The sequence below is a fragment of the Lysinibacillus sp. BF-4 genome (assembly GCF_000743635.1).
GTDB lineage: Bacteria > Bacillota > Bacilli > Bacillales_A > Planococcaceae > Metalysinibacillus > Metalysinibacillus saudimassiliensis.
Map to the genome: position 1 here is coordinate 1 of NZ_JPUW01000038.1, position 25,751 is coordinate 25,751.

31 protein-coding genes and 1 pseudogene are annotated in these 25,751 nt (G+C 43.5%); 24 read left to right on the forward strand and 8 right to left on the reverse strand.

The window, feature by feature from the left end; translation table 11 throughout:
• Window positions 1–163 precede the first annotated feature (163 nt).
• The 4 genes from CH76_RS11080 to CH76_RS11095 are packed head-to-tail and all read left to right on the forward strand — an operon-like array spanning window position 164 to window position 4,694.
• Window positions 164–946, forward strand: a complete 783-nt coding sequence (locus CH76_RS11080) for an ABC transporter ATP-binding protein (protein WP_036146154.1) — start codon at window positions 164–166, stop codon at window positions 944–946.
• Window positions 936–2,987, forward strand: coding sequence for an FtsX-like permease family protein (locus tag CH76_RS11085; RefSeq protein WP_036146156.1), 2,052 nt, complete (start codon window positions 936–938; stop codon window positions 2,985–2,987). Before CH76_RS11080 ends, CH76_RS11085 begins: the two co-directional genes overlap by 11 nt.
• Before the next feature lie 10 nt (window positions 2,988–2,997).
• Complete coding sequence (locus CH76_RS11090; RefSeq protein ID WP_036146159.1) at window positions 2,998–3,675, forward strand: response regulator transcription factor; 678 nt, start codon at window positions 2,998–3,000, stop codon at window positions 3,673–3,675.
• Window positions 3,672–4,694, forward strand: a complete 1,023-nt coding sequence (locus CH76_RS11095; protein WP_036146161.1) for a HAMP domain-containing sensor histidine kinase — start codon at window positions 3,672–3,674, stop codon at window positions 4,692–4,694. Before CH76_RS11090 ends, CH76_RS11095 begins: the two co-directional genes overlap by 4 nt.
• A gap of 81 nt (window positions 4,695–4,775) precedes the next feature.
• Here the strand turns inward: CH76_RS11095 and CH76_RS11100 are convergent, their stop codons facing one another.
• Window positions 4,776–5,042, reverse strand: coding sequence for an AbrB/MazE/SpoVT family DNA-binding domain-containing protein (locus tag CH76_RS11100; RefSeq protein WP_036146163.1), 267 nt, complete (start codon window positions 5,040–5,042; stop codon window positions 4,776–4,778).
• An 18-nt stretch (window positions 5,043–5,060) separates the two neighbouring features.
• Window positions 5,061–5,213 (reverse strand): hypothetical protein, encoded by a 153-nt coding sequence (locus CH76_RS13940; RefSeq protein WP_161769893.1) that lies wholly within the window; start codon window positions 5,211–5,213, stop codon window positions 5,061–5,063.
• A gap of 198 nt (window positions 5,214–5,411) precedes the next feature.
• Between CH76_RS13940 and CH76_RS13945 the strand changes: the two genes are divergently transcribed.
• Window positions 5,412–5,561, forward strand: coding sequence for a hypothetical protein (locus CH76_RS13945; protein ID WP_161769895.1), 150 nt, complete (start codon window positions 5,412–5,414; stop codon window positions 5,559–5,561).
• Here CH76_RS13945 and CH76_RS11105 read toward each other — a convergent pair.
• Window positions 5,538–6,677, reverse strand: coding sequence for an FAD-dependent monooxygenase (locus tag CH76_RS11105; protein WP_036146165.1), 1,140 nt, complete (start codon window positions 6,675–6,677; stop codon window positions 5,538–5,540). The genes CH76_RS13945 and CH76_RS11105 overlap by 24 nt on opposite strands.
• 64 nt (window positions 6,678–6,741) lie before the next feature.
• Between CH76_RS11105 and bluB the strand changes: the two genes are divergently transcribed.
• Both bluB and CH76_RS11115 read left to right on the forward strand, forming a co-directional pair.
• Complete coding sequence (gene bluB / locus CH76_RS11110) at window positions 6,742–7,386, forward strand: 5,6-dimethylbenzimidazole synthase (protein ID WP_036146167.1); 645 nt, start codon at window positions 6,742–6,744, stop codon at window positions 7,384–7,386.
• 15 nt (window positions 7,387–7,401) lie between these two features.
• Complete coding sequence (locus tag CH76_RS11115) at window positions 7,402–8,319, forward strand: D-glycerate dehydrogenase (RefSeq protein ID WP_036146169.1); 918 nt, start codon at window positions 7,402–7,404, stop codon at window positions 8,317–8,319.
• A 624-nt stretch (window positions 8,320–8,943) separates the two neighbouring features.
• On the opposite strand, the gene nhaC is transcribed toward CH76_RS11115, so the two are convergent.
• Window positions 8,944–10,320: a Na+/H+ antiporter NhaC gene (gene nhaC, locus CH76_RS11120; RefSeq protein WP_036146172.1), complete on the reverse strand. Its 1,377-nt coding sequence runs from the start codon at window positions 10,318–10,320 to the stop codon at window positions 8,944–8,946.
• 150 nt (window positions 10,321–10,470) lie between these two features.
• Here nhaC and CH76_RS11125 point away from each other — a divergent pair, with 150 nt between their 5' ends.
• The 9 genes and pseudogenes from CH76_RS11125 (at window position 10,471) to CH76_RS11165 (ending at window position 17,284) form a co-directional block, all read left to right on the forward strand.
• A complete protein-coding gene (locus CH76_RS11125; protein WP_036146174.1) occupies window positions 10,471–11,175 on the forward strand; it encodes a response regulator transcription factor in 705 nt (234 codons plus the stop codon).
• Complete coding sequence (locus CH76_RS11130) at window positions 11,172–12,599, forward strand: cell wall metabolism sensor histidine kinase WalK (protein WP_036146176.1); 1,428 nt, start codon at window positions 11,172–11,174, stop codon at window positions 12,597–12,599. Before CH76_RS11125 ends, CH76_RS11130 begins: the two co-directional genes overlap by 4 nt.
• Window positions 12,596–13,429, forward strand: a complete 834-nt coding sequence (locus CH76_RS11135) for an outer membrane lipoprotein-sorting protein (protein ID WP_036146179.1) — start codon at window positions 12,596–12,598, stop codon at window positions 13,427–13,429. Before CH76_RS11130 ends, CH76_RS11135 begins: the two co-directional genes overlap by 4 nt.
• Complete coding sequence (locus tag CH76_RS11140; protein WP_036146181.1) at window positions 13,407–13,634, forward strand: hypothetical protein; 228 nt, start codon at window positions 13,407–13,409, stop codon at window positions 13,632–13,634. Before CH76_RS11135 ends, CH76_RS11140 begins: the two co-directional genes overlap by 23 nt.
• A 103-nt stretch (window positions 13,635–13,737) precedes the next feature.
• A pseudogene (locus tag CH76_RS11145) lies at window positions 13,738–14,238 on the forward strand (RNA polymerase sigma factor); the annotation flags it as partial.
• Entirely contained in the window at window positions 14,235–14,876 is a 642-nt protein-coding gene (locus tag CH76_RS11150; protein WP_036146187.1) for a hypothetical protein, read from the forward strand. The pseudogene CH76_RS11145 and the gene CH76_RS11150, both read left to right, overlap by 4 nt.
• An 11-nt stretch (window positions 14,877–14,887) precedes the next feature.
• On the forward strand, window positions 14,888–15,151 hold the full coding sequence (locus CH76_RS11155; RefSeq protein WP_036146191.1) for a hypothetical protein: 264 nt from the start codon (window positions 14,888–14,890) through the stop codon (window positions 15,149–15,151).
• Window positions 15,152–15,226: 75 nt separating this feature from the next.
• Complete coding sequence (locus CH76_RS11160) at window positions 15,227–15,784, forward strand: biotin transporter BioY (protein ID WP_036146193.1); 558 nt, start codon at window positions 15,227–15,229, stop codon at window positions 15,782–15,784.
• Window positions 15,785–17,284 carry an amidohydrolase gene (locus CH76_RS11165; RefSeq protein ID WP_036146196.1) on the forward strand — a complete coding sequence of 500 codons (1,500 nt, stop codon included), beginning with the start codon at window positions 15,785–15,787 and terminating at the stop codon, window positions 17,282–17,284. It abuts the gene before it with no gap.
• A gap of 35 nt (window positions 17,285–17,319) precedes the next feature.
• Here the strand turns inward: CH76_RS11165 and CH76_RS11170 are convergent, their stop codons facing one another.
• From CH76_RS11170 to CH76_RS11185, 4 genes are all read right to left on the reverse strand, one after another.
• Entirely contained in the window at window positions 17,320–18,066 is a 747-nt protein-coding gene (locus CH76_RS11170) for an HIRAN domain-containing protein (protein ID WP_051910331.1), read from the reverse strand.
• Window positions 18,063–18,455: a hypothetical protein gene (locus tag CH76_RS11175; RefSeq protein WP_051910332.1), complete on the reverse strand. Its 393-nt coding sequence runs from the start codon at window positions 18,453–18,455 to the stop codon at window positions 18,063–18,065. The genes CH76_RS11170 and CH76_RS11175 overlap by 4 nt, the downstream gene beginning before the upstream one ends.
• 165 nt (window positions 18,456–18,620) lie before the next feature.
• Window positions 18,621–19,745, reverse strand: coding sequence for an RNA-guided endonuclease TnpB family protein (locus CH76_RS11180; RefSeq protein WP_036146199.1), 1,125 nt, complete (start codon window positions 19,743–19,745; stop codon window positions 18,621–18,623).
• Window positions 19,746–19,881: 136 nt separating this feature from the next.
• Complete coding sequence (locus tag CH76_RS11185; RefSeq protein ID WP_036146219.1) at window positions 19,882–20,283, reverse strand: hypothetical protein; 402 nt, start codon at window positions 20,281–20,283, stop codon at window positions 19,882–19,884.
• A 111-nt stretch (window positions 20,284–20,394) separates the two neighbouring features.
• On the opposite strand from CH76_RS11185, the gene CH76_RS11190 reads away from it, so the two are divergent.
• The 8 genes from CH76_RS11190 (at window position 20,395) to CH76_RS11215 (ending at window position 25,222) form a co-directional block, all read left to right on the forward strand.
• Window positions 20,395–20,886, forward strand: a complete 492-nt coding sequence (locus CH76_RS11190) for a PH domain-containing protein (protein ID WP_036146201.1) — start codon at window positions 20,395–20,397, stop codon at window positions 20,884–20,886.
• The gene (locus CH76_RS11195; protein ID WP_036146204.1) at window positions 20,886–22,268 is read left to right on the forward strand and encodes a PH domain-containing protein; all 1,383 of its coding nucleotides are present in this window, start codon (window positions 20,886–20,888) and stop codon (window positions 22,266–22,268) included. The genes CH76_RS11190 and CH76_RS11195 overlap by 1 nt, the downstream gene beginning before the upstream one ends.
• Window positions 22,269–22,976 (forward strand): AAA family ATPase, encoded by a 708-nt coding sequence (locus CH76_RS11200; protein ID WP_036146207.1) that lies wholly within the window; start codon window positions 22,269–22,271, stop codon window positions 22,974–22,976.
• A gap of 11 nt (window positions 22,977–22,987) precedes the next feature.
• Window positions 22,988–24,223, forward strand: coding sequence for an enhanced intracellular survival protein Eis (gene eis / locus CH76_RS11205; protein WP_036146210.1), 1,236 nt, complete (start codon window positions 22,988–22,990; stop codon window positions 24,221–24,223).
• On the forward strand, window positions 24,223–24,411 hold the full coding sequence (locus CH76_RS13840) for a hypothetical protein (protein ID WP_152553329.1): 189 nt from the start codon (window positions 24,223–24,225) through the stop codon (window positions 24,409–24,411). Before eis ends, CH76_RS13840 begins: the two co-directional genes overlap by 1 nt.
• 18 nt (window positions 24,412–24,429) lie before the next feature.
• A complete protein-coding gene (locus tag CH76_RS11210) occupies window positions 24,430–24,630 on the forward strand; it encodes a helix-hairpin-helix domain-containing protein (RefSeq protein WP_051910334.1) in 201 nt (66 codons plus the stop codon).
• Window positions 24,623–24,787: a hypothetical protein gene (locus CH76_RS14000; RefSeq protein WP_200877357.1), complete on the forward strand. Its 165-nt coding sequence runs from the start codon at window positions 24,623–24,625 to the stop codon at window positions 24,785–24,787. Before CH76_RS11210 ends, CH76_RS14000 begins: the two co-directional genes overlap by 8 nt.
• A gap of 213 nt (window positions 24,788–25,000) precedes the next feature.
• Window positions 25,001–25,222, forward strand: a complete 222-nt coding sequence (locus tag CH76_RS11215; RefSeq protein WP_036146212.1) for a hypothetical protein — start codon at window positions 25,001–25,003, stop codon at window positions 25,220–25,222.
• The last annotated feature ends 529 nt before the right edge of the window (window positions 25,223–25,751 follow it).

The following is a 25,751-nucleotide window of genomic DNA, read 5'->3' on the forward strand; positions in this document are numbered from 1 at the left end:
ATATTTACTCCAGTTCAGTCATGTATTTGAACTTGTTGTTTGTATTGTTGAAGAAAACCCGTAGCTTCCATGTTAATTTCAAACCTTACGCCAACTGTAAGAGTAATTTTACTAATTTTTGTAGTAAGGTATTGCTAAGCAAACAAAACAGGAGGTTGTACATGTGAATGTTTCAAATAAATTACTCGAAGTGAAGGACGTACGTAAAGTGTTTGGTGAAGGTCAAAATGAAACAGTGGCTCTAAAAGGCGTAACTTTTGATGTTTTACCAGGAGAGTTTCTTGGCATTATGGGGGCGAGTGGCTCAGGAAAAACTACTTTATTAAATGTCATCGCGACGATGTTAAAGCCAACAACTGGTGAAATTTTATTAGCTGGTGAGAATATTTCGTCCTTTAAGGGATCTCAATTAGCCGAATATAGAGGAGACCAAATTGGCTATTTATTTCAGCAATTTGAACTGATTGATAATTTAACGGCAAAAGAAAATATTATGCTACCGTTAGCGATTCACGGAGTACATTTACAAACACAAGAGCAAGAGCTACGACAGCTAGCCGAAATTTTTGATATTGAACCGTTATTAACGAAATTCCCTTCACAGATATCTGGCGGTCAAAAACAACGCGTTGCTGCAGCGAGGGCGCTCATTTCAAATCCAAGTATCGTACTAGCAGATGAACCAACGGGTGCATTGGATACAAAAAATGCAAAGATACTTATGGAGAAATTGTCGGAGCATAACGGGCAACAAAACTCAACGATTTTAATGGTAACCCATGATGCGAATGCGGCAAGCTACTGTTCACGTATTTTATTTATTCAAGATGGTGTGATTTTCCATGAACTACGCCGCAATATTCCAACTGAATCGCAAGCACAGTTTTATGAGCGCATTGTTATGGTGATGGCGCAGCTTGCGGGAGGTAGTAGCAATGTTCTTTAACTTTGTTCGCCGCAATAGTCGGAAAACGCGCAAGGAAAATGGCGTGTATTTTGCCTCGCTTGTCGTATCGATTATCGCTTTTTATGTGATTTTATCGTTAGGCGAGCAGGATGTGATGCAATATTTGCAGACGATTGAAAGTCAGGCAGTAGGGAAGTTGATGCTGCTTATTCCGGTGTTATACGGGGTGTCACTTGTATTTGTGTTTTTCCTTGTGTATTTTGCGAATCGTTATCAGCTGAAGCAGCGTAGTCATGAATTCGGCTTATACATCATGATGGGTATGAAACAAAGTAAGCTATTTTTCATGATCATGGGTGAAACGATTTGGAATAGCTTAGTGGCACTTTGTATCAGCTTACCGCTTGCTTTGTTGCTAACAGAGCTTATTAATTTAACGACGTCTCGCTTAGTGGGGATGGGGATTGTCGGTCATGTGTTTCGTATTTCGTGGACGGGGATGTTGTTAACGGTTTGTGGCTTCTTCCTCGTGCAGCTTGTGGCGATGTTGAAGCTAAGCTATGCGATGAGTCGTAAAGAGCCGCTTGAATTATTGCATGAAAATAAAGAGCAATCACAGGCTACGATGGCGCCGAAGTGGGGCGCAGTGAGCCTTGTGTCGGGTGCAGCTTTATTGTTTGGGACGATTTTTTTAGGCACTGCCTATGCGCTAGCAGTTTTATATTTTAAAGAGTTTGATTATCGTATTTTTGCGCTGATTTTACTCGTTGGTTTGGTTGGTACATTTGTACTATTTCGCGGGTTAGGGAGCTTGATTGGCGTTTATGTGAAGAAAAAAGGGAAGTCGAGTACAGGTTTATCGATGTTTACAGCAAGACAGCTTCAGGAAAATGTGCTGCATCAGTGGAGCTCACTCGCTATTTCGTCGCTGCTTATTTTAATGGCAGTTGTATGTTTTGCGTTTGGTACATCGAGTGCTTTGACACAGGAAAAAGCAACGCGCACTGTTGATTACACGTTTAATGGGGATAAACAGGATATTGAAGCGTTGGTTAAGTCAGCTGAGATGGCGTCGTATGTTGATGCGTTTTACGCCATGGCAGTGAGCAGCTATTCGGGTGTGGGTGAGTTGGCAACAGGAAATGAGCTTCCCGTATGGTCTGAGGTGCTCGCAGAAATTGCAAAGGCTGGACCTTCTAACTCAAAGGATGTGTTGATTAATAACTTTTCACAGGCTAGTAGTGTTTATTTTATTAAGCTATCTAGCTACAATGATATGCTACAGGCAGCTGGGAAGAAGGCTATTGCGCTACGTGAGGATGAAGTAGCGATGTACGCAAGTGATGCTTCAAGCGAGCCGTATAAGCTATTGGAACAGTTATTACACAATAAGATACCTGTAGAAATTGCAGATACAACGTATACATTAGCACCGAATTTATATGCAGATAATATTGTCGCAGACCGAGAAATTAGTTTAATGTATGCGCTGATCGTACCAGATACTTTATTTAATACGTATTTTTCAGATACTGATACGTGGTTATGGAATATGACGTTAAAAGATGATTTCATTCAGGAAAAAGGGCTTATGCAGGCAATGCTTGAAGTTAATCAAGTGCTTCAGAAAACAGGTGTATCATTTGAAAGCTACCTTACAAGTATGGGCAGACAGCTGTTTTTTACAGTCGCAGCAACGTACACAACGTTTTACTTAGGGGTGATGTTTTTACTTATCGCCAATACAGTACTCGGCTTGAACTTTTTAATGCAGCAACGAAGCACGCGTAGTCGTTACGAAACGCTAATGATGCTCGGTGCGAGTGTATCGTCGATTTGTCAGTCTGCACGTAAGCAAATTTGGCTGTACTTCATTTTAGCGATTTCGGTTGCGCTTGTTAGTGGCGTGTTTGGGATTTGGACGTTAGTGTCGGCACTACCAGCAACTGAATTTAATGTACGTAATATCGTCGTGATGGGATTTGTTGTGCTACTATTTATACTAATTGAAGTGTTATACATTCGTATGATTCAGCGAAAAAGTGACACTGAAATTCAAAAGCTAAACGATATAGACTAGAGGTGTTTGGATGACGAACATTGTCATTGTAGAGGATGATCCATTTCTACGCGAAGAATTACAGCATATTTTACAAAAGGAGGGATACTCAGTTGTGAGTATCTCTGCTTTTGATTCACCGATAGAGGGGATTATACAAGCGAACCCCTCCCTTGTGCTACTCGATTTAAATTTACCGAATATGTCCGGCTTTCAAATTTGTCGGACGTTAAAGGCGAAAGGGATTGGACCAATTTTGGTGTTAACGGCACGTAATGAGCTACTAGATGAATTGCATGCATTAGAGCTCGGGGCGGATGATTTTTTAAATAAACCGTGTCATCCGAAGCGACTCATAGCCCGAATTGAAAAGCTCCAGCAGCTTTATGCTACGATACCAGCACTATTGAAATGGGGTGAGCTTACATTCGATGAAAGAGCCAATATTTTATACGCTGCTCAGCAGTCTGTTGCACTCTCAGAAAATGAAGCGATTATGATGAAATTATTCATAAAGAATGCACCGAGTATTGTCACAAAGGAGCAGCTTTTTACAGCGCTGTGGGGAAACAGTGAATTTGTAGACGAAAACATTTTACAAGTGAATATGACGAGGCTCCGAAAAACGTTAGAAAAAGTAGGCGCATCGCACTTCATACAAACAGTCAGAGGGGTTGGATATCAATTAGTAGGGGGAGAAATTTTATGAAAAAAGTAAGTTGGCCACATCTCCCACAGCACGCCTATCACTGGATGATACTGCTTTGTGTGAACAGTGCTTTCTTTACATTTCTAGCGTGGGTTGCTTATCCAGAGGAATTTAAAGCATTAGTACTAGCGATGTTCCTAATTACACTCATTACAATCGTGATTGGGGTAGCTGTTACATGGAAAAACCAGCGAAATAAACAGCATATTTTTTATCGATTTTTAAAGGAACCATCTGCTGAGAGGGAAGACCAATTATCACAAGCATTAGGAAATACATATATAGAAGTAGTACACGCAATAGCAAATGAATTACGTCACTTAAAAGATGAGGCACAAGAGGCAAAGCATCAATCGTTAGCGTACAAGACGTTTATTGAAAGCTGGGTGCATGAAATTAAAACACCACTTTCATTGCTTCATTTAGTGTTACAAAATCGAAAGGACGAAATGTCTTCATTAGTTTATCAAAGGCTCGATCATGCAAATATTACGATTCATGATTATGTAGAGCGCATCTTATTTTTTGCCAAGCTCCAAGCAGTGCATGTAGATTATAGCTTAAAAAAGGTCGTAGTTTCTGAGTGCATTGAAGATGTATTACTAGAGCTTCAATCGTTCTTAGAAGAGCAGCATGTGGTTGTTCATACGGAAATCAAGGACATTCCTGTTGTATCTGATGAAAGAGCGCTTCATTTTATGTTAATCCAGTTACTTGTAAATGCCGTTAAATATCGAAATGTAGATAGTGAGAGCTTCATTAGGATCGAAACAGGTTTTGAATCTGCAAAAGATAGTTATTATATAAAAGTAACTGACAATGGGCTAGGTGTCTTGCAGTCTGACTTGCCATTTATATTTGATCAAGGCTTTACTGGAGATACTCACAATCAAAAGCAGTCTACAGGAATGGGCTTGTTTTTAGTGAAAGAATTATGTGATGATTTGCAAATTGAAATAAATGTTGAGTCAGAATTTATGCGTGGCTTTATAATTAAGTTGTTGTTTCCAAAGGTTTAAATGGTTTCTTTGAAATAGAATAAATATAAAAAGAATGCCTCAAAATCAAATTTTGGAGGCATTTTTGATATAAGGATTAAATTATTTCTCCTTCAATTGATTCAGCAACATTTCAGCACCCTTTGGCGAGAGGGTGATGTGATTAAATAATGTGAAGTTATCGGGCGTAATTTCTCCTGTTACGATACAAGCAGCATTCGAAACGAACTTTCGTAGAATGATTTCCTCACCGTCTACGAAAATTTCAACAGGGTCTTTTTCGTTGATTTCAAGCGTTCTGCGTAGCTCCATTGGGATAACAATACGTCCTAATTCATCGACTTTACGTACGATACCCGTTGATTTCATAGTTGTACCCTCCTAAACTTACTTCTTCTCGTTTGATTTCAAAAGCTCTTCTAAACGATTTTCATATGACGCACGAATACGATCGTTTTCAGCTTGAAGCTCTGTGATACGGGTGTTAGTTGTATCAAGCTGAGCCTGTAATTTCTCCTGGTATTCACGTTCAGCTTTCACTATAGCACGCTCTAAGGCAAGGTGTGTTCGTCAAATCATAAAAAAACGCCCAACTCTCTTTGCATTCAAAAGTATTAAATTATGAGAAAATAGCCTAATAAAGTAATACTTGAAGATTTAATAGTAAGAAAGGGAATGTTATTAACTAAATTAATTTTATAGTATGGTAATAAGACTGAATGTTGAAGAGGTGGTAAAATGTATAAAATTTTAGTAATTGAAGATGATGAAACAATTTTGAATGAGTTACAGTTTCTATTACGTCTACATGGTTATGAGCCGGTGAGTCATTTACCCTGTGACTTAGCGCTTCTTGATGTAAATTTACTCATTGTGATTTTTAAATAAAAATTGTAAGCGCTTAAACAGTAAGCCCGACGGAATATGCGGGAAGACTTTGTCGCGGAATGTTGTGGCAAAGGGGCTTGACCACTGGGCGGCCCAGCCGATTTGGCGCGATAGGCGCACGACTTTTTTGGTGTGTGCGACGCGTTCCTTTTCGTAACGGTGTAGTGCTTCTTTGCGATTGTACTGCGCTATATTTTTAGCGAGGGTAATCGCATCCTCAATTGCCTGACCTGCGCCTTGTCCCATATTCGGGGTTGTGGCGTGTGCGGCATCGCCAAGTAGGACGGTGCGCCCAAAGACGAAGCGGTTAATCGGTTTAATGTCGTAAATGTCATGGTGCAAGGTTTGCGCCTGTTCGGTTTTGGCGATGAGTGCGCCAACTTCTTGCGGAAAATTGCGGAACTGGTAAGCGAGCTGCTCATTAGTTAGCTCAGCGTAAAAAGCATTGTCTGGCTTAGTGTTAACACACGCAAACCAATACACTTGCCCGTCTTGCATAGGCGCATAGCCAAAGCGACCTTTGCGCGCCCAAAGCTCACACGATACGCCCGCTTCGACTAACCCATCATTGGTTGTTAGCCCACGCCAACACGTATAGCCCGCAAAGCGTGGGTCAGCCGCAGGGTAAAATTGCTTACGCAAGCTCGAATGAATGCCGTCTGCCGCAATCACTAAATCCCCTTTAACGCTCGTCCCATCATTAAACACCGCCACCACACCATCATGGTGCTCCGACACGTGCAAACAGCGCTTGCCAAGCCGCACCGTATGACGGGGTAGCGCATCAAATAATGTTTGGTGCAGTGCCGCCCGGTGAATGGTAATATTTTCGTGCCCGTATTGTGCTTTAAATTTAGCGAAATCAATCGTATTTAAAATTTTACCTGTGGCATCTTTAAAAATTTGCGTATGAATGGGCGTACCCTGCGCAAAAATATCATCACCAATGCCAATATCTTTTAAATCTTGCATCGCGTTCGCACCAAGTCCGATGCCCGCGCCTAGCGGCTTAAACTCACTCGCCGCTTCGTATACTAAAACCTCTGCATGTTGCTTATGTAAGGCAACCGCGGCAGTTAATCCGCCGATGCCACCACCAATTATAATGACTCTCATAAAAAACACCTCTATACTAAGTATAGCAAACAAAATTTGCGGATACCAAAGAGGAGGGGCTTTTATGTTAAACGAAGAACGAGATGCGGTGTATAAAGCGATTTATAATCGTCGGGATGTGCGTACTTTTTTACCAACACCTATTGAGGAAGAAAAAATCGCGCGTATTTTACATGCGGGGCATCATGCGCCGTCCGTTGGCTTTATGCAACCATGGAATTTTACACTTGTAACGGACGAGGGGCTAAAGGACAAACTGGCATGGGCAGCGGAAAAGGAAAAGCGGGCGTTAGCCATTCACTATGAGGAGGATGCGGAAAAAGAAATGCGCTTTTTGGATTTAAAGCTACAAGGCTTAAAGGAAGCACCGCTGACGATTTGTGTGACGTGCGACCCAACGCGCGGTGGCTCGCATGTGCTAGGGCGTAACTCCATCCCCGAAACCGACGCGCTCTCTACCGCTTGTGCTATCCAAAATATGTGGTTAGCCGCTTATGCAGAAGGGCTTGCGATGGGCTGGGTAAGTTTTTATAAAAAAAATGATGTGCGTGATATTTTAGGCATCCCGCCACATGTTGATCCGATTGCGCTACTATCGGTCGGCTACACCGAAAACTACCCACAGCGCCCAATTTTAGAAATGGAAAACTGGGCAACTCGTCGTGACCTTGAAGGTTTAATCTTCACCAATACATGGGGAACAAAGTAAGAGGAGGGGATAGTAATGAAACCAACGATTTATATTGAGCGCGCGCTTTATGACGAGCCAATGGCGCTTGTGCAACAGCACTTTACTGTAGTCGATAGCTTACAGGAAGCAGAGGGCTATATTGTGCCAATGGGCAAAATTGACGAGGCGTTGCTTGCGGCTAACCCAAAGTTAAAAGTCGTCAGCAATATTGCGGTGGGCTATGATGGCTTTGACCTTGAGGCGATGCAGAAGTACGGGGTAGTAGGTACGCATACGCCGCACGTTTTAGATGCCACAGTAGCAGATTTAACGGTGGCGCTAATTTTAGCAGTAGCGCGCAAAATTCCGCAAATGGATGAGTGGCTACGTGCTGGTCATTGGCAAGGCGGTGTAGCGGATACGTATTTTGGCATGGACATTCACCAAAAAAAGCTAGGCATTGTAGGGCTCGGTCGCATTGGCGAACAAATTGTCAAGCGCCTGCATAACGGCTTTGATATGGAGGTGTACTATTATAATCGCTCACGTCATCAGGATTTAGAGGAGACGTACGACGCAACGTATTTGTCACTTAATGAGTTATTTGCGACGTGTGATGTCGTGTTAACGATGGTCCCACTGACAGCCGAAACAACAGGCATGATTGGGCGCGAACAGCTTGATTTATTACAGGCGCATGCCATTTTTGTAAATACGGCGCGTGGGCTTGTGGTAGACGAAGCGGCATTAGTCCAAGCTTTACAAAATAAGCAGTTTTTCGGCGCAGGGCTAGATGTTTTTGCGCAAGAGCCGATTGGTGCAGACCACCCGCTTTGTCAGCTTGATAATGTGGTGCTCACGCCACATATTGGCTCCGCTACAGTCGCTACACGTACCGCGATGCAACTGCAAGCCGTACGCAACACGATTGCCGTACTGAAGCAACAAGGTGAGGCGTATATCGTAAAATAAAACAAGGACTGCGTGCTAAGTTGGTCACTTAGTAAGCAGTCCTTTTTGGTGGAGAAAAGCAGTATTCGTTTTGTGTCTGAACGCAAAGAACGCGTTCAACCCAAGTGGCTAGCCAACCCGACTAACTTCTTCCGCTGTTTCAATCAGCCATCAGAAAGCACAAAACGCTTTCGATGTCTGCTTTCCAACTGCGTTGAAGTTGAACAGTCGTTTTGACATTTAATACCCTCCAGCGCTAGCGCAACTGAGCGCTTTGCTCAACTTTTTGTTAGTAATCTAGTTTCGAGACGCATCTGCTCGCGTCGCTTCGTCTTTTCGAGCGGAAACAAAAATCGTTTCCTCCTCAAACTATCCAGTCAAACTGCCTAGCTTCTGTCATGGTTTCAATCAGCCATCAGAAAGCAAAAAACGCTTTTGATGTCTGCTTTCCAACCCTGCCGAAGCTGAATAGGCATTTTGACATTTACAGACTCCAGCGCGTGTCGCAGATAAACGCGTCTCTCAACTTTTTGTTTTAATCCAGTTTCGAAAGGCAGCTTCTTGTGTCATTTCGCTTTTGTGTCTGAACGCAAAAAGCGCGTTCAACCCAAAAGCTCCAATGCCCTGCGAAGCTTAACGCCTTTCTCAACTTTTTGTTAGTGTTTTGCCGCTCCAGCCAAAGGCGATGGTTAGGATAGGGCCAAGTAGGCAGAAGAAGGCGAACGGGAAGTAATCGACCGTAGCGACGCCAAGCATGTCGGTAATGAAAATACCACATACGCTCCACGGCACAAGTGGGTTAACGACGGTACCGGCATCTTCCATAGCACGGGCAAGGTTTTTTGGCGCAAGCCCGACTTTTTTGTATTGATCACGGAACGTTTCGCCCGTTAATAAAATCGCAAGGTACTGCTCACCAACAAGTGTGTTAATACCAATGCCTGTAATCGCTGTGCCTGTAATAACAGCGCGTGCTGTTTTAAGGCTGCTTTCGATTTTAGCAAAAATACTTTGGACAATGCCAAGTGTAAATAATAAACCGCCCATGCTTAACGCAAGTAGCACAAGGGTAATGGTGAAGAACATCCCCGCAATACCCCCGCGTTTTAACAGCGCATTTACTTCTTCATTTGGCGTATCAGGTACATAACCACCAAACAACACATCTAAAATCGCTGTCATTGACATAGGGTCGTGTAAAAATGATAATAAAATGCCAAATACAGAGCCAATTGCCAGTGTTAACAAGGCAGGCACTTTTTTAATTGATAAAATAACAAGTAACACTAAAGGTAAAAACGCATACCAATGTACTAAGTTTGTATCAAGTAATGCCGTTTGAAAGGCGCTAATGTCCATTACGGTACTATCCACCTTTTTGGGTGACAGCGCTGCGTAGGCGATAAATGAAATGATAAAGGCAGGGATAGTTGTCCATGCCATATTTTTAATATGTTCGAATAAATCTACCCCAACAATGCTTGAGGCAAGGTTAGTGGTATCAGATAATGGTGACATCTTATCACCAAAAAATGCGCCAGAGACAATGGCTCCGGCTGTTAACGCCAGCGATAAATCCATAGCGCTCGCCATACCAATAAAAGCAACACCTACTGTCGCAACCGTTGTGAGTGAGCTACCAATCGTTAAGCCAATGATGCAGGTAATCACAAAAACAATCGCAAAGAAAAAGCTCGGTGTGACAAACGAAAAACCGTAATAAATTAATGTTGGGATTGTACCGCCAATAATCCAGCTACTGACTAATACCCCAATAAAGAAAAATATAAAAATCGCGCCCAGCCCAGATTGTGCGCCGAGCACCATGCCCTGCTGTAAATCTTGGAATGCCACTCTTTTAACTAGACCGTACACGAGTAATAGCGTGATAATAATAAGGATTGGCATATGTGGTGGTGCACCAAATGCGATGATGCTGGCACTCATAACGCCAATGATTAAAATAACAATGGCCAGCGCCTCTAAAAACGCGGGCTTTGATTTTGCTTCTGTCCGAAACATAATGCGCCTCCTCTAAGGTGTCAACTTTGTTACTTTAACGCGTTGCAGTAACGAAGTTGATTATAGCACACGGCAAATAGTAAAGAAATGATAAAATTACGTAAAACAGAAAAACGCACTGATAAAGTATAAATTAGGAGGGCGACACGCATGACGCAAAATATTTTACTCGTAGAAGACGACATTGAAATCGCACGTATTATTAAAGATACACTCACAAAAGAAGGCTATTTTGTTACGTGGTCAACTACAGGGCTTGAAGGCTGGGAGGATTTTAAATCAAGGCATTATGACCTCGCGCTAATTGATTTAATGTTGCCTGAGATGGATGGTTTTACTTTGTGTAAAAATATTCGTTTTAAAAGTGATATGCCGATTATTATTATTTCGGCACGCAAAGAAGACGTGGACAAAGTAGAAGGGTTTACGCAAGGCGCAGACGATTACCTCGCCAAACCATTTAGCTTAGTGGAGTTAAAAGCCCGCGTGGCCTCACAACTTCGACGCTGGCAACGCTATAAAGGCGAGGCACTGGCACAAAATGAAGTGAGCTATGAGTACGGCCTAACGATTAACTATGACAACCAACGTGCCACACTTAATGGTAGCGCTCTGGCGTTAACACGTACCGAATGGGATTTACTAACGCTACTGTCAGGTCATGCAGAGCGTGCGTTTTCGAAGGAAGAGCTATACGAGCATGTGTGGCAACAAGCCGCTACGCAAAATGATTTACATACAGTGACGGTACACATTAAAGGGCTGCGCGAAAAACTCGCAGATCCTGTTAAAACACCGCGCTTTATTCAAACGGTATGGGGCAAGGGCTACCGCTTTATTGGAGAGGCACTATGAAGCTCAAAAAGTGGTTGTTAGCAACGTATTTAATTGTGATGCTTGTGCCATTAATTGCAGGCTATATTTTATTTGCGTGGATTAGTGACTACAGCAAAGAGCGCGCAGTTGCCGACAGGCTCGAAACAATGCTAGAGCTACAAAATGTCCAGCGCATTACCGAGAACCCAGCGCTTTACGGGGCTCATGCCAATTACCGTGCAGTTAAGGCACTTGGCAGTGATACGCAAGCCGTAACGCTATACAATACGAGTGGCAACGTATTATTTCGTACTAATGAGTTTTTGCCAACAACATCGCGCAGTGAGCGCTTTAATCATTTAAACGAGTTACAGCGCGATTTTCGCACGTATACGTACCGCGCGCCTGTACTCGCAGATAATAATGTTGTTGGTTTTTATGAAGTTGTGTTTTCACGCAAACAGTGGCGTGACGGGGTAGCCAATCGTACTACAACGATTATTGTGATTTTTAGTGTGCTGTTACTCGCACTTTATGCGCTGGTCATGTTGATTATGAATCGTAAATTTACCAAGCGTCTTACTTTACTTGGGCAACAAATGACCGATTTTGCGCAAGACAAGCCCTTTACTAAAGTGCCACAAGCCCACGACGAGATTGGCGAGCTAACCGAGCAATTTTATGCGATGCAGCGTGAGATTACACGCACGCGTCAAAAACTAACGGACGAACAAGCCGAAAAACAATTTATGATTGCGAGTTTGTCGCATGATTTAAAAACACCGCTCACCTCCATTCGCGCTTACGCAGAGTCCTTGCAGGGAGACCTAAGCGCAGCCGAACGCGCCGAGTATGAGCAAATTATTATAAGTAAATCGCATTATATGCAACAAATGCTAGATGATTTAACGACATACACTACCTTACAGTCCCCTAATTACGCGCTAAAAAAAGTAGCCGTAGACGGGGAAGAATATTTTGAGATGTTGCTGTCAGATTACCAAGCCCTTTGCGCCGCGCGAGGTATTCAATTAACCACGCATAATGCGGCCCATGGCACGTATTACCTTAACCCTAAACAACTCATGCGTGTCATGGATAACGCGATGATGAACGCCATCCAACACGCTGCCACAAAAGTGAGTGCCTTTACGGCCGAAGCGAACGCTATGCGCACCTTTGTTTATGACGGCATCACACCGTATATTACCGACGGTGCGTTATACATCGTCGTACAAAATGACGGCGCAGGCATTAGTGAAGAAGACGCAAAACACGTCTTTGACCCGCTATACCAAGCAGATACTGCGCGTACAAAGGCAGGCAATCGCGGCAGTGGCTTAGGCTTAAGCATTACCAAACAAATTATCGAAAAACACGGCGGCACGGTGCAAATTGTATCGGCTGAAACAGTAGGTACAGCTTTAATTTGCCGCTTACCCATTCAGGAGGAAACCACATGAAATTTTTAAAAACCGCAAGTTTAGTATTAGCCGCTTCTGTCGCATTAGGCGCATGTAGCGAAGGCGACGTTAGCAACTTCTCACCAGAGCAAGTTATTGAAAACGCACTAGAGCAAACCGAAAAAGCACCAAGCTATTACGGTGAGGCAACGATGGATATGGGCGACGTTAAACTAACATTAAAAGAATGGACAGACGGCAAAAATCGTCGTGTCGAAGTAAGCAGTGACGAAGGTGAAGCATTAAGTGTCTTTAAAGATGGCGTCATGACTACGTATGATAAAACCAACAACAAAGTCATTACGATTGATACAGGCGACACAATGGGCAACTTACCATCCCCACAAGAAACAGCCGAAAACATACTACATGTCATTAAAGATACGCATGACGTAAAAATGGTAGGCGAGGAAAAAGTAGCAGGGCGTGCCACGTACCACATTCAAGCCATTGAAAAAAAGGAAACGCTTTTTGGCAACCAAGACTTTTGGGTGGATAAGGAAACATGGGTGATTTTAAAAGCGGAGTCACAAATGGGCGACGCTGTATCAAAAACCGTGTATACCAAATTTGATACAAAGCCGAAATTAGCAGCAGATACGTTTGAGTTAGCCATTCCAAAAGATGCAACAGTAGAAGTGATTGATGCCGACGCAAATGAAGTAGACCTAACAGAAGCCGAAGCAAAAGCACTTTACCCTGAGCTACGCATGGCAAAAGGTGCTGAAGTAACAAGCATTTCAAAAATGGATGGTTTAAAAGGCGAGCCAGAAATTACATTTGAGTATCAACAAGACGGGCACGACTTTGTATCCGTTAGTTTATTTTAAGGATACGCTAACAGAAGAAGAAACAAAGCTTGAGAAAGGCGAGGAACAAGTTGAAGTGCTCGGCGAACAAGCAACGTATGAAAAGATGGGTGACTTCCAACTATTAAACTTCGCTAAAGACGGCTTGCGTTACAGCATTATGCCAACGGGCGATGGCATTACTAAAGAACAACTCATTGACTTTGCTAACAAACTAGATAAATAAGGTAAGCTTGATAAACTCACTACGTAAATGTAGTGGGTTTTTTAAAAATTAATGTGACGGATGGTAAAGTAGCAACGTCTATAAGGTAAGAAAGAGAGGCGATAGCGTGCACATTGAGGATGTAATGCAAACGTACGGCGATTATTTAACGCGCGTGGCGTACTTATATATGAAAGACGAAATGCTTGCTGAGGATGTAGTGCAAGATGTGTTCATTAAATTTTATCAAAGCGCACAGTTTGAAGGGCGCGCGTCGCTAAAAACATACTTGGTGCGTATGACCATTAATCGGTGCTATGACGAGTTGCGTAAACAACAGCGCAAAAAAGAAAGTTTTTTCGCTAAAATTTTTAGGCGCACGGATCAAACGCCAGAGAGTATGGCGGTTGCTAAAACCGAGATGGGCGAAGTGACGACAGCTTTGCTCAACCTACCGCTCGCACAGCGCGAGGCGATTATTTTTTATTACTACGAAGAAATGACAAGCGTCGAAATTGCCGAGCTACTTGGTATTAGCGAGTCTACGGTACGTATGCGGCTGAAGCGGGCGCGTGAGGCACTGCGTACGATACTGACTGATATGGAATGGGGGGATGAGGTATGAAAGACAAGCTAACAAAAGAACTGGAGCACATCCGTTTTACACGGCAACAACACGTAATAGAAGCGACAAAACCAAAAGCGAAAAAAGCCAACTGGCAATATCGCACGGTGCTTGTCACATTTGCGCTACTCACGCTATTCTTTACTGCAACCTTTGTGGGTGACGGCAAAAGCTTACAAACGGCGATGCAACGTTCGGAAAATACCGCACTGCAACTGCTTGGCAATACGTATGTACTCATCATTCTCTATTTTGGTATCGTGCTCGCCATCCGTTATGCGCAAATTCGTTTTTATGAGCGCAAGCGAGCGACAGCGGTGGTAACTTGTCCGCACTGTGGACATGTGCTAACGAAGCGTGAGCGTATGAAATTATGGCTATACGGCACAATGCACGGCAAAAAGTGTACATCTTGTGAGGCGCGTTATTATATTACCCGCAAAAGTACGCAGCGCACAGCGGCGACGTATCCGCTGACGTATTTAGCCATCTTTGTGCCAGCGAATATTTTCCCAAATTTAGCTGTTGGTTTGTTTGTTGGGTTTGTTGGTGCGCTACTGCTTGTGTCAACGGCTTATCAAGCAATTGAGTTACAAGAAAACGATCCCAATCAAGAACCAATTAAACCATTATGGTAGGAGGAAGTAGTATGAATGCATGGGGCATTGCCGCTTTAGTAATTGGCGTCGTTGTGGTGTTGCCACTCTTTTGGGTGGCAGCGTTTAGTTTTGTAAAGAGTGGTGAGCGTAACGTACAGTTTGTGTTATTTTTATTTACGATTGCGCTTAGCACCAACATATTCCCCGCAACAACGGTTACGTTAACGCTACTAGCGGCAGTCGTGCTCGGCTTTATCTTATATATGCTCGTTTGCGTAAGACGTGATAAGCTGGGCGAAAATTCTAAAAACTAATTGACAAGTATTCTCTCTTAGGATAGATTTGAGTAAACCTATAAAAATCAAAAGGTTACTAAAGGAGAGAGTAGTATGCAACATTCAAAAACAACTGGCTATGCACTAGCAGCACTTGGTGCGGCAATTATTGCCGTGTTAGCGCAAGTGTCGATTCCATTGCCGTTTTCACCAGTTCCGATAACAGGACAAACATTTGCGATTGGGCTTGTCGTTACCATTTTAGGGATGCGTTTAGGCTCGCTATCCGTACTCGTTTATATTTTACTTGGTGCAGTAGGTGCGCCAGTATTTAGTGGCATGTCAGGCGGCTTTGGGGTACTTGTTGGCCCAACAGGCGGCTATATTGTCGGCTTCTTACCAACTGCTATTATTATGGGCTATTACATGAACAAGTTAGGTTATACGTACACACACGCTATTATTGCGAATATTATTGGTATGGTCATTACACTGGCATTTGGTACAGTATGGCTAAAAATCGCGGCAGGCTTAAGCTGGCAAGCAGCGATGGCGGGCGGCGTTTACCCATTCATCCCATTAGGTATTGTAAAAGCAGTAGGTGCGGCTTGGATTGGTGTTATGGTACGTAGCCGTTTAAAATCAGCACGCCTTATTACTGAGGTGGCATAAATGACAACTTTGTGGTTTGGGGGCACGTTTTATACGATGCAGGCGCCTGGTCATACGACGGATGCCGTGCTAACAGACGGACATAAAATTGTTGCCCTTGGTGAAGATGCCAAGGCGCAACACGCAACTCAACACATTGACTTAGCCGGGGCGTACGTTTACCCCGGCTTTGTTGATAGTCATTTGCATACCATTGGCTACGGCGAAAAACTACTGCACCTTGATGTATCAGCATTTACTAAGCGTAGCGCACTACTCGAGGCACTCGCAGCGCATATGCAACAGGCACAGCCTGATGAGTGGGTCATTGCCATTGGTTATAACGAGGCGCAGTTTGATGATTCGGCATACCCAACGCTTGCTGAGCTTGATGCCCTCGGCGACGCACACCTAATTATTAAACGTCAATGCCACCACTTAATTATCGCCAACAGTAAGGCGCTCGCGTTTGCGGGTATTACCGAGGCGACGACTGTTGCGGGTGGTGTGGTTGAAGCGGACAAGGGCGTACTAAAAGATGCGGCGCTTTATTTAATCGTTAATCATATGCCGTATATTACCCCTGCTTACATAGAGCGGGCGTTAACATTAGCGCTAGATTCGCTCCTAGCGATGGGTGTTACAGGTGGGCATAGTGAAGATTTAAGTTATTATGGTCCGCCTAGTCAACCATTTGAGGTGTTTACGCGCTTAGCACAAGGGCGTTTTAAAGCACATTTACTGCAGCACCATGCAACGTTTGCGGTGAGTAATACCTTTCAAGCAACCCGCTACGTGGCACTTGGCGCAATGAAGATTTTTGTGGACGGTGCTTTTGGTGGGCACACAGCGGCACTTAGTGAGCCGTATGCGGATAAGGCATCAACGGGTATGTTAGTACATACGACAGCAGAGCTTATGGCACTCGTGCGCGAGGCGCGTGCGGCAGGGCGCGAGGTAGCGGTGCATGTGATTGGCGACCGAGCCATCGCAACGATTTTAGATGTTTTTGAGGCATTGCCACCACAAAAGGGGCAACATGACCGCATCATTCACTGCTCCTTAATTAACGAGGCACTTCTTGCGCGCTTAGCACGTATGCCGATTATTGTCGATATGCAGCCGCAATTTGCGCATGAATCGCGCGCGTTGTTAACCGAACGTTTAGGTGAGTCGCGCATGCCGTATGTGCACCCACTTGGTAGTTTACTACGCGCAGGTATTTGTGTAGCAGGTGGCAGTGATGCACCCATTGAGCATCCTGATCCGCTTCGTATGATCGAAGCCGCCATCACGCACCCAAATCCGAGTGAGCGCCTTACACGTTACGAAGCGGTACAATTAGTAACGACCAATGCCGCACACGCCATTCATGAGCGTGAGCGAGGCAAAATCGCACCGGGCTTTGATGCCGATTTTTCGGTCTTTACGGGCGACATTTTTAGCGCAGACCTAACGTGCATCCACGCATGCAAAACCGTTGTGGATGGGCGCATTGTATATGACAAAACAACCGCCTAAGCAATTAGCCTAGGCGGTTGTTTTTATGGATTTACTTAAATTACACTATAATTACTCATGATATCTTTCCACTGTGTAATTAACTCTTGGTCATGTTCTAAAGTACATGTAATTGTAACTTTTAACCACCAGTGTGCATGAGATTTAGGATTAATATTTGCTATTGTAAAGAGCGGTTGCAAATTACGTTGTAATAAAGAAGCGATGGCCTCTGTGTAAAAACGGGGCACATAACCGAGTTTTTTTCCTGTTGTCGTACATACATAGACGGCATTATCGTCTACTTGATTTTGGTCGTCATGCATGGCTAGTAAATTTGTTAAGGGTGATAATTTTGCCAGTTCATCAGGTGTCGTATAGTAACGCATACCATTTACAAAGAAATGCCCTGTAATTTGATTGGTAGCTTCATTATAAATGATAGGGTGCTCGAATGAATACGTATCATTTGCTAACTTACCCCGTGTTTCTGATAAAATTGCCATTTTTGAAGCGTTAGGTGGTAGCCCCAAGTCCTGTAAAATCGCAACATAATCTGCTCGTTCAGGTGAAGGGATACGACGATCAAAAGCCGCAAAAAGTGTTTCACTTTGATAGGTTCGATTTGTATTTAAAAATGCAGGGTGAATCATATAGCCGTTTGCAAGGGCATCCTGTAGTTTACCCTTACCTTCATTTGTATAAGAAAAAGTATAAAATTCACCATTATAGGTAAGTTGTCCAATATGGTAATAAAGTCGATTTATTTTATGTTGCCAAACAACGAGTAACTGCTGTATCATATGCACTCATCTCCTTCTCTCCATGCTACCATATAATCACGTCGTAAGCCTACTATCTGATGTAACCATTGCTTTTGTGCATCACTCAATAGTAAGGTTTTTTCAATGAAATCATGGTAAGCTTTCATGTCAATGTGCTGTAACTTAGTAAAGAAACGAGCTGTACTATCAGGATAGCGAGCGTTAAATGTAGTGACGACAAGTTTAGCTTTAACCGATTTTTTTTCGAATAGTCCAGCTTTTACTTTAGCTTGTCGCACATACTTATGCATTTTATGCGTGTTGGTGAGATAGTCGAGGAGTTGCTTGTCATCTAGACGAAATCCTAATGAAGCACCATTATCATAAATAGGTGAAAATATAACGTGGTGTTCCTTAAATAATAACATCCAGTTAAACGTGTGGCGATCTTGATTACCAATAAGAATATCGAATAAAATCGTTTCATTGAACTACCCCCACCTACGCAAAAGCGTTGAGGTGGGGGATTCCTACGAACACGGAAGTATCCTTCCATTATTGAGTAGGCGATCCCCGCAGTCCCTGCGGTTTTATTATAGGCTTGCCAATGCAAGCTGTTTTATATTTTTAGATGCATTCACATCCGCATGGTCTGTATGCCCACAAGCCGTACAAGTGAACCATTGCCCCTTACGACTTGCTTTATCAACCGCAAGGCAGTTGGCGCATGTTTGCGATGTGTATGCTGGTTCAATAGCAATGAATGTCTTGCCGTACCATTCGCATTTGTAGGCTAATTGTTCACGTATCATGCGCCAACTTGCGTCGGCAATCGATTTTGCCAATGGCTTGTGGGCAAGCATTGTGGATACTGTTAAATTTTCAACTGCAATGATGTCATAGTCGCGCACAAGGGACGTCGTCAATTTGTGCAAGTAGTCACGCCGTATGTTATTTATGCGTTCGTGAATATTTGCTACTTTCACGCGTGCCTTTTGAATATTTTTCGCTGTTTTAATGTCACGACCGTCTTTTTTGGCACGTTCCATACGGCGCGACAGCACGCGTTGTGAGCGCGCAAGTTGTTGTTCATATTTACTGAATGCGTGCGGGTGCGCAATATGCACACCGTCGCTTGTTGTGACCAAATGGGCAACGCCCATGTCAAGACCAACCGCTTGCTTGGTTTTTGCAAACGGCTGAAGTTCTTCCTCGACAAGTAGGCTTACATAATAGTGCCCATTTGGTCGCATCGATACGGTTGCACGCAGTATGCGTCCTGTTGGGACGCATGATACCTTCGCGCGCACAAGCCCTAATTTTGGCAGTTTAATAGCTTTGTCAAAAAGCGCAATGTTGTGATTTGTACATTTTGTTGTGTAGCTAAACTTTTTGCGCTTTTTACTTTTAAAGACGGGCTTGTTCGCTCGCCCTGCAAAGAAGTTTTGAAACGCTTCTGCTAAATCTTCACATGCCGATTGCAGGGCGATGGCGTCCACTTCTTTCAAAAAGGAAAAGACAACTTTAAGTGGCGGTAGTGCCTTTTTACAACTTGATTCGGATAAGCCTTTTCCTGTGGACGTATAGGAGGTGTTCCATGCATCTAAAAAATGGTTATAGACAAAGCGCACCGAACCAAAGGTTTTAGCCATTTGAACGCATTGCGTTTTATTTGGATACAAGCGAAAGCGATGCGCTTTGTAGACTATTTTCGACATAGGGAACACCTCCTTTTTATGATTTATGTAACTTATATTTTACCAAAACAGATTAGAAGGGGCAATTCATCCCCTACTTATAGAAGTGGGGGTATTCTTGCCGAGACTTGATAAAATTTTCTTTAATAATTGACCATTATGGAAATTTTTCGATTATAGCCAAGCCTTCTTCTAATAATGCTTCATTTTTTTTAGTTGATTGTTGTAAAGCTAAGTAAGCGTCAGAATTTGCTAGTAAGGAACCACCTTCCTCTGCCATATCAGCATCATAGGCTTCAATAAAATTGGTTAAAAGACAGCCTCTCCGTCCATTTCTTGTTACAATATCTACCTCCATCATTGTTAAACCGAGTAGCTCTCCAATTTTTGCTGCAATATATTCGGTGATATCCTCCCATGAAATACCTTGAGTAAATTGGCGGTGGTATTTAATTAAATACTTTTTTTCTTCAGGGCTAGGTGAGCTGAGCTCTTCTTTTTCTAGTGTACTTTTTCCTCCATAACCCAAGTGCTTCCAATGGCTAATGTCTATCATCATTACACCCCTTAATATGTAGTTATTTTTTACAGTATAGCGTGTCTTGCTAAAAAAGTAACTTTAAGCTCAGCTTAAGATTAGCTTGTTATAATAGAGGAAAGAGGTGAGGATATGACAAAACTAGTACAACCAACAACAAAGCTTTCACCTAAATTTATAACGGTACAACGCACAGCAGAGCTAATAGCGCTTGGCATTACGCTAGCCATTGTAGCGGCACTTTACGCAGCGGCACGCTATTTTGATTGGTGGGAATGGGTAGGCTTTGTGCTTATCGGGTTATTTGTGCTCGACCTTGTGTACAGCATTTGGTCGATAGGCATTGCGCCCACGCTGTATCAGCGTTATTTTGCCTATAACGTAGACGAAAGCTATATTACGATTGAGCAAGGGCATTTGTTTTATTCGCAAATTGTAATCCCAATGGCGAAGGTGCAAACCGTAAAGATTGAGCAGGGACCTTTACTAAAGCGCCACGGGCTATCTACGATTGAGGTAGGTACAATGAGCACGAGCCACGAGCTACCAGGCATCCCAACCAAAGAGGCGCGCGCATTACGTGATCAAATCGCGGCGTACGCAAAAATCGAGGAGATTGACTAATGTGGCAACGTTACCCTGCACGCAAATGGCTTTATGACGTTGTGACTATTGTTAAAGATTGTTTTTTTATTGCGCTTATTTTATTTGTGGCGAGCCGCAGTGACAGCATGGTATTTACCGGTTTGCGCTGGCTCTTTACGGGGCTTATTGTGCTTGTGACGCTCGCTAAAATTACGACGTGGTTGACGTTTCGTTACCAACTAGACGGTGACCGCATCCATCTAAAACGAGGGTTATTTACAAAGCAAGAGCAAACCATCCCGCGCAGTCGCATCCAAAACATACAGCGCAGTACAAGCTTTACGCACCGCGTAACGGGGTTAACCTCTCTATTACTCGAAGTAGCAGACGGCGCTGAGGCAGAAGTAAAGTTTGACGCGCTTACACGTGAGCAAGCAGATCGCATTGAGCGCTTTGTGCAAGGGGAGCAGGCGGCAGCGCCTGTTGTGCGTGATGTGCTTTTTACCCCAACAACGAGTGAACTGATTAAAGCTTCCTTTACGTCGCTTAGTTTTTTATTAATTATCCCACTTGGTTTAAAAGTGTGGCAGTTTACGGATGATTGGCGTATCGAAATTACGTGGCTGCAACATACGTGGGTCATCGCGCTACTTGTAATAGTAGGTATTATACTTGCCGTTGGTGCGGGCATAGCTAAAATATTTTTCACCTATTGGGGTTATACCATTGATGCCGATGCCGAGCGCATTTATATTCGTCGCGGTGTGATAAACGAAACCCGCTTCACTGTCGAAAAACAGCGCATTCAGGCAATTGAGTACAAACAGTCCTTGTTAAAGCGCATGTTGGGGCTTGTGAGCATCACGCTCATTACGACAGGCGACGCCACCATTAGTGAGGGCGCGACCATTCGCGAGTTATACCCGTACTTACCAACAGCAAAAGCGCAGGCACTTGTGGGCGACTTATTGCCGCAGTATGCCTTAGCTCCACCAACGAAGCGGCTACCAAAGCATGCGCTAATTGTGCGCTTACTGCGTCCGAGTTATATGTTTGTGGCGCTACTTATTGCGTTATGGTACTGGCAACCTACATATTGGTATGCGGCATTTGGCTGGCTCGTACTACTAACAATCGTGCGCTTGCTTGATTTTTACGCGACGCGTTATGAGGTGGCGACCATGTTTCAAATGCAGACAGGTGCGCTTGAGGTGAGCCGCTTAGTGTACGCACGCGCGAAAATTATTGAGGTCGAAATCAAGCAATCGTTTTGGCAGCGACGTTTTGGTTTAGCGAGCATTCATATGACAGGGCGAGGTGCACCCGTGCGCCACGCCACCTTGAGGGATGTTACATGGGATGAAGCACAAGCCTTTGTAGCATGGTATTATGCACGTACAGAGGATGTTAGGAGGAGTTAAATGTATTTACAACATTGTCGTTTAGAAGGGGAGCGCACACAGCGCTTTCCCTTTACTATACCGAGCCTTGCGCATTTTGAGCGGCTCGAATTCCCTACAAATGTTACGTTTTTTGTGGGCGAAAATGGCTCAGGTAAATCCACGTTACTTGAGGGCATTGCGGATCGCTGTGACTTTAACACAGCAGGCGGTGGGCGCAATCATTTATACGAGGTGCATAAAGCAGAGGCGGTAATGGGCGAGCATTTGCGCCTTGCATGGGGGCAAAAGGTGAGCAACGGCTTCTTTTTACGTGCCGAAACCTTTTACCAATTTGCCGAGCAGATTGATAAGCTCGAATCACCGTACAAATATGAGCCCTACGGCGGTAAGTCTTTGCTGGAGCAATCACACGGCGAGTCTTTTCTCAATTTATTTATGTATAATTTTAGCGGCAAAGCGCTCTATTTACTTGATGAGCCAGAGGCGGCGTTGTCCCCGCAACGTCAACTGAGTTTACTACGTATTATGAAAGATTTAGAGCACGAGGCACAGTTTATCATTGCCACGCACTCGCCGATTTTACTCGGCTATCCAAATGCCACCATCTACGAATTTGATGAAACAGGTATAAACACTGTACAATATGAACAGACGATGCATTACAGCATTACCCGCCGCTTTTTAGAGGCGCGTGAAATTGTACTTGCACAACTATTTGAAGATTGAGGGGATTTTTAATGATTAGCCAGAGGAAAGGCTTAATATTAAAGGAAATACCGCAGCAAGATATGGCACAGTCCATTGATTTATTAAATTATGTGTTCCAAGCGTCGGTGTCGATGCAAAAGGACCGCTTCTTTATTAATGTTAAAAGTAAGCAATTTGACGTTGGGCATGCGCTCGGCTGGTACGACAAAGAACAACTCGTATCACAAGTGCTAAGCTTACCGTTTCAAGTTAATATCCACGGTACAGTTTACGAGATGGGTGGCATTACCGCAGTCGGCACGTACCCCGAGTACTCAGGCTATGGCTTAATGCAACAATTACTAGAAGAATGTTTACTGCGTATGCGTAATGAAGGTAAATATATTTCGTATTTATTCCCGTATTCTATTCCGTATTACCGCAAAAAAGGCTGGGAGATTATGAGCGACATTGTGGAGTTTGAAATTAAAGACTCGCAACTGCCGTATTATAAAGACGTACCTGGTAAAATGCGCCGCGTAGACTTACGCGACAGCGCCATTTATGATGTTTATGACCAGTGGGCAAAAGTGACGCATGGTGTAATGGTGCGTAACCAAATCGCATGGAACGAAAAATACTACGAAGACTTCTGGGAAGAAAAATTTGTGGATACCGATGTGCAACTGCAAGCAGCCGTTTATTATAATGATGCGGGCGAGGCACAGGGTTATTTATTTTACCGCATCATGGAAGACAACTTTTATATTGATGAGATGGTGCACCTATGCGAAAATGCCCGAAAAGGACTATGGAATTTTGTGGCGGCGCACAGCTCAATGATTTATAATGTATACGGCAAAACAACAGGCAACGAGGCCATCGCCTTTTTATTAGAGGACAGCGAAATCATTCAAAAAGTAACGCCGTACTTTATGGCGCGTGTCGTAGACGTAAAAGGCTTCTTAGAGCAGTTTCCGTTTAACCGCACCGCCTTCCATATGCAGCTAGCCATTACAGATAGCGTAGTAGAATGGAATAACGGCATGTTTGAAATCATTGCACAAGACGGCGCAGTTACTGTCAATCGCCTAAGCGACACAGTAGATGCAAGCGACGAGCACGCGGTGCACATGAACATTCAAACCTTTGCGACATTATTTTTAGGCTATAAGCGCCCTCATTATTTAGAGAAGGTTGAGCGTTTACATGGTAATGCCATGTCAATTGGTATGCTAGAGGATTTAATCCCTATGGGCATCCCAACGTTCATTGACTACTTTTAATGAAGCGGCTTTGGCAAATTTGTTTCGCAATCGGCATAATTATGATGGTAGGTCGCCTCGCTACCGCATTGTTGGATAGGATGGGAGTCGAAACAACCACGTTCTTCTTTGAGCTCCAAATCCCGTCGATGATTGTATTAATCGTGGGCATCATAGGGCTAGAGGTGACAGGTAAATCGAACAAGTGAAAGAAAGAGGGATCAGTAATGCCTTTTCCAAAGGAGCTTGCGAAGCCAGCAGTACGTGCACTACATGTGGCAGGCTTTGACACAATTGACGCACTGCATGGCCAGCGCTACGAAGACATCGCTAAGCTACATGGTGTGGGAGAAAAAGCCCTACAAACCATTACCACAGAGCTTGCACGTCGCGGGTTAGCGTTAGAGGGAATGAAAAGTAATGCCTAAAGTACTTCTTTTCTTTTTAGCAATGGCATTGTATTATATTATCGGGATTACATTAATTACGAAAATTGTCGTCGTGCCATTACTCAAAGCACTAGCCCTAGTGTTTTTTATTGGCGCAGGCTTTATTTATTCTCGAAAATGGCGTAAAAGACTGTAAACGAGGTTAACCCAACCTCGTTTTTTGGTTGCCATTTTAGTATAGTAGCATAACGAACAAAGAGAAAATTGCTACTAAAGACGTAGGATTTAACGTAATTCATACCATAAAAAATAGTATTGTAAAAGTGGTTTAACAAAAGCTTAATATGGCTAAACTATAAGTAACAGTGTTCCTTATTCCTGCGAATTTTTAACTCAAGGAGGTTTAATTATGCCCCAACTCAATTGCCATAGTTATTTACAGCAAGCCGAGCAATTAGAACAATTAATCGAAACAAAAAAAATGCTTACCGCTAAAATAACAAAAAATGGCCTAACAGAAGACACACTTATGCGCTACAACACACTCGAAGAAAAAATCGAAACAGCCGAGGTAGCCATTCGCATCTACGAACGCAACATCTTACTCTTTGACTGCCAAAGCGTAAGCTAAACAACACAACCACCGTCGCCAAAAGCGACGTTTTTTTTATCCTTAAAAGTGTAGCAAAGCGCTTAACGACGCAGGCACTGGAACACGTGCAGGAAAGGCGTACTTTGCCTTTCACTGAACGGGTGAAGTGACCGAGTCGTTGCTTTGCGAAACTGGATAAACCCTAAAAGTATAGAGGGCTTGGTCAATTCCGATAGACGTTGGAGCACTAAAATGTGAAGGGAGCTTGGTAAAATCCGTTGGGCGTGGCAGCGCTTGAATACGAAGTGTTTTTTACTTCGAATGAAAGTGCGACATGACCTGAGGATTTAGCTCACTTCACTGGATTATTCAGCGGCAAAGGTGCTCTTTACCTTTGACAGCTGAAGTGAAACGACATGAGGAATTAGCCCTCGGAACTGGATAAACCTAAAAGTTGAGAAAGGCGTTAAGCTTCGCAGGGCATTGGAGCTCTTAAAAGCCAAAACGACTGTTCAACTTCAACGCAGTTGGAAAGCAGACATCGAAAGCGTTTTTTGCTTAAAAGTGT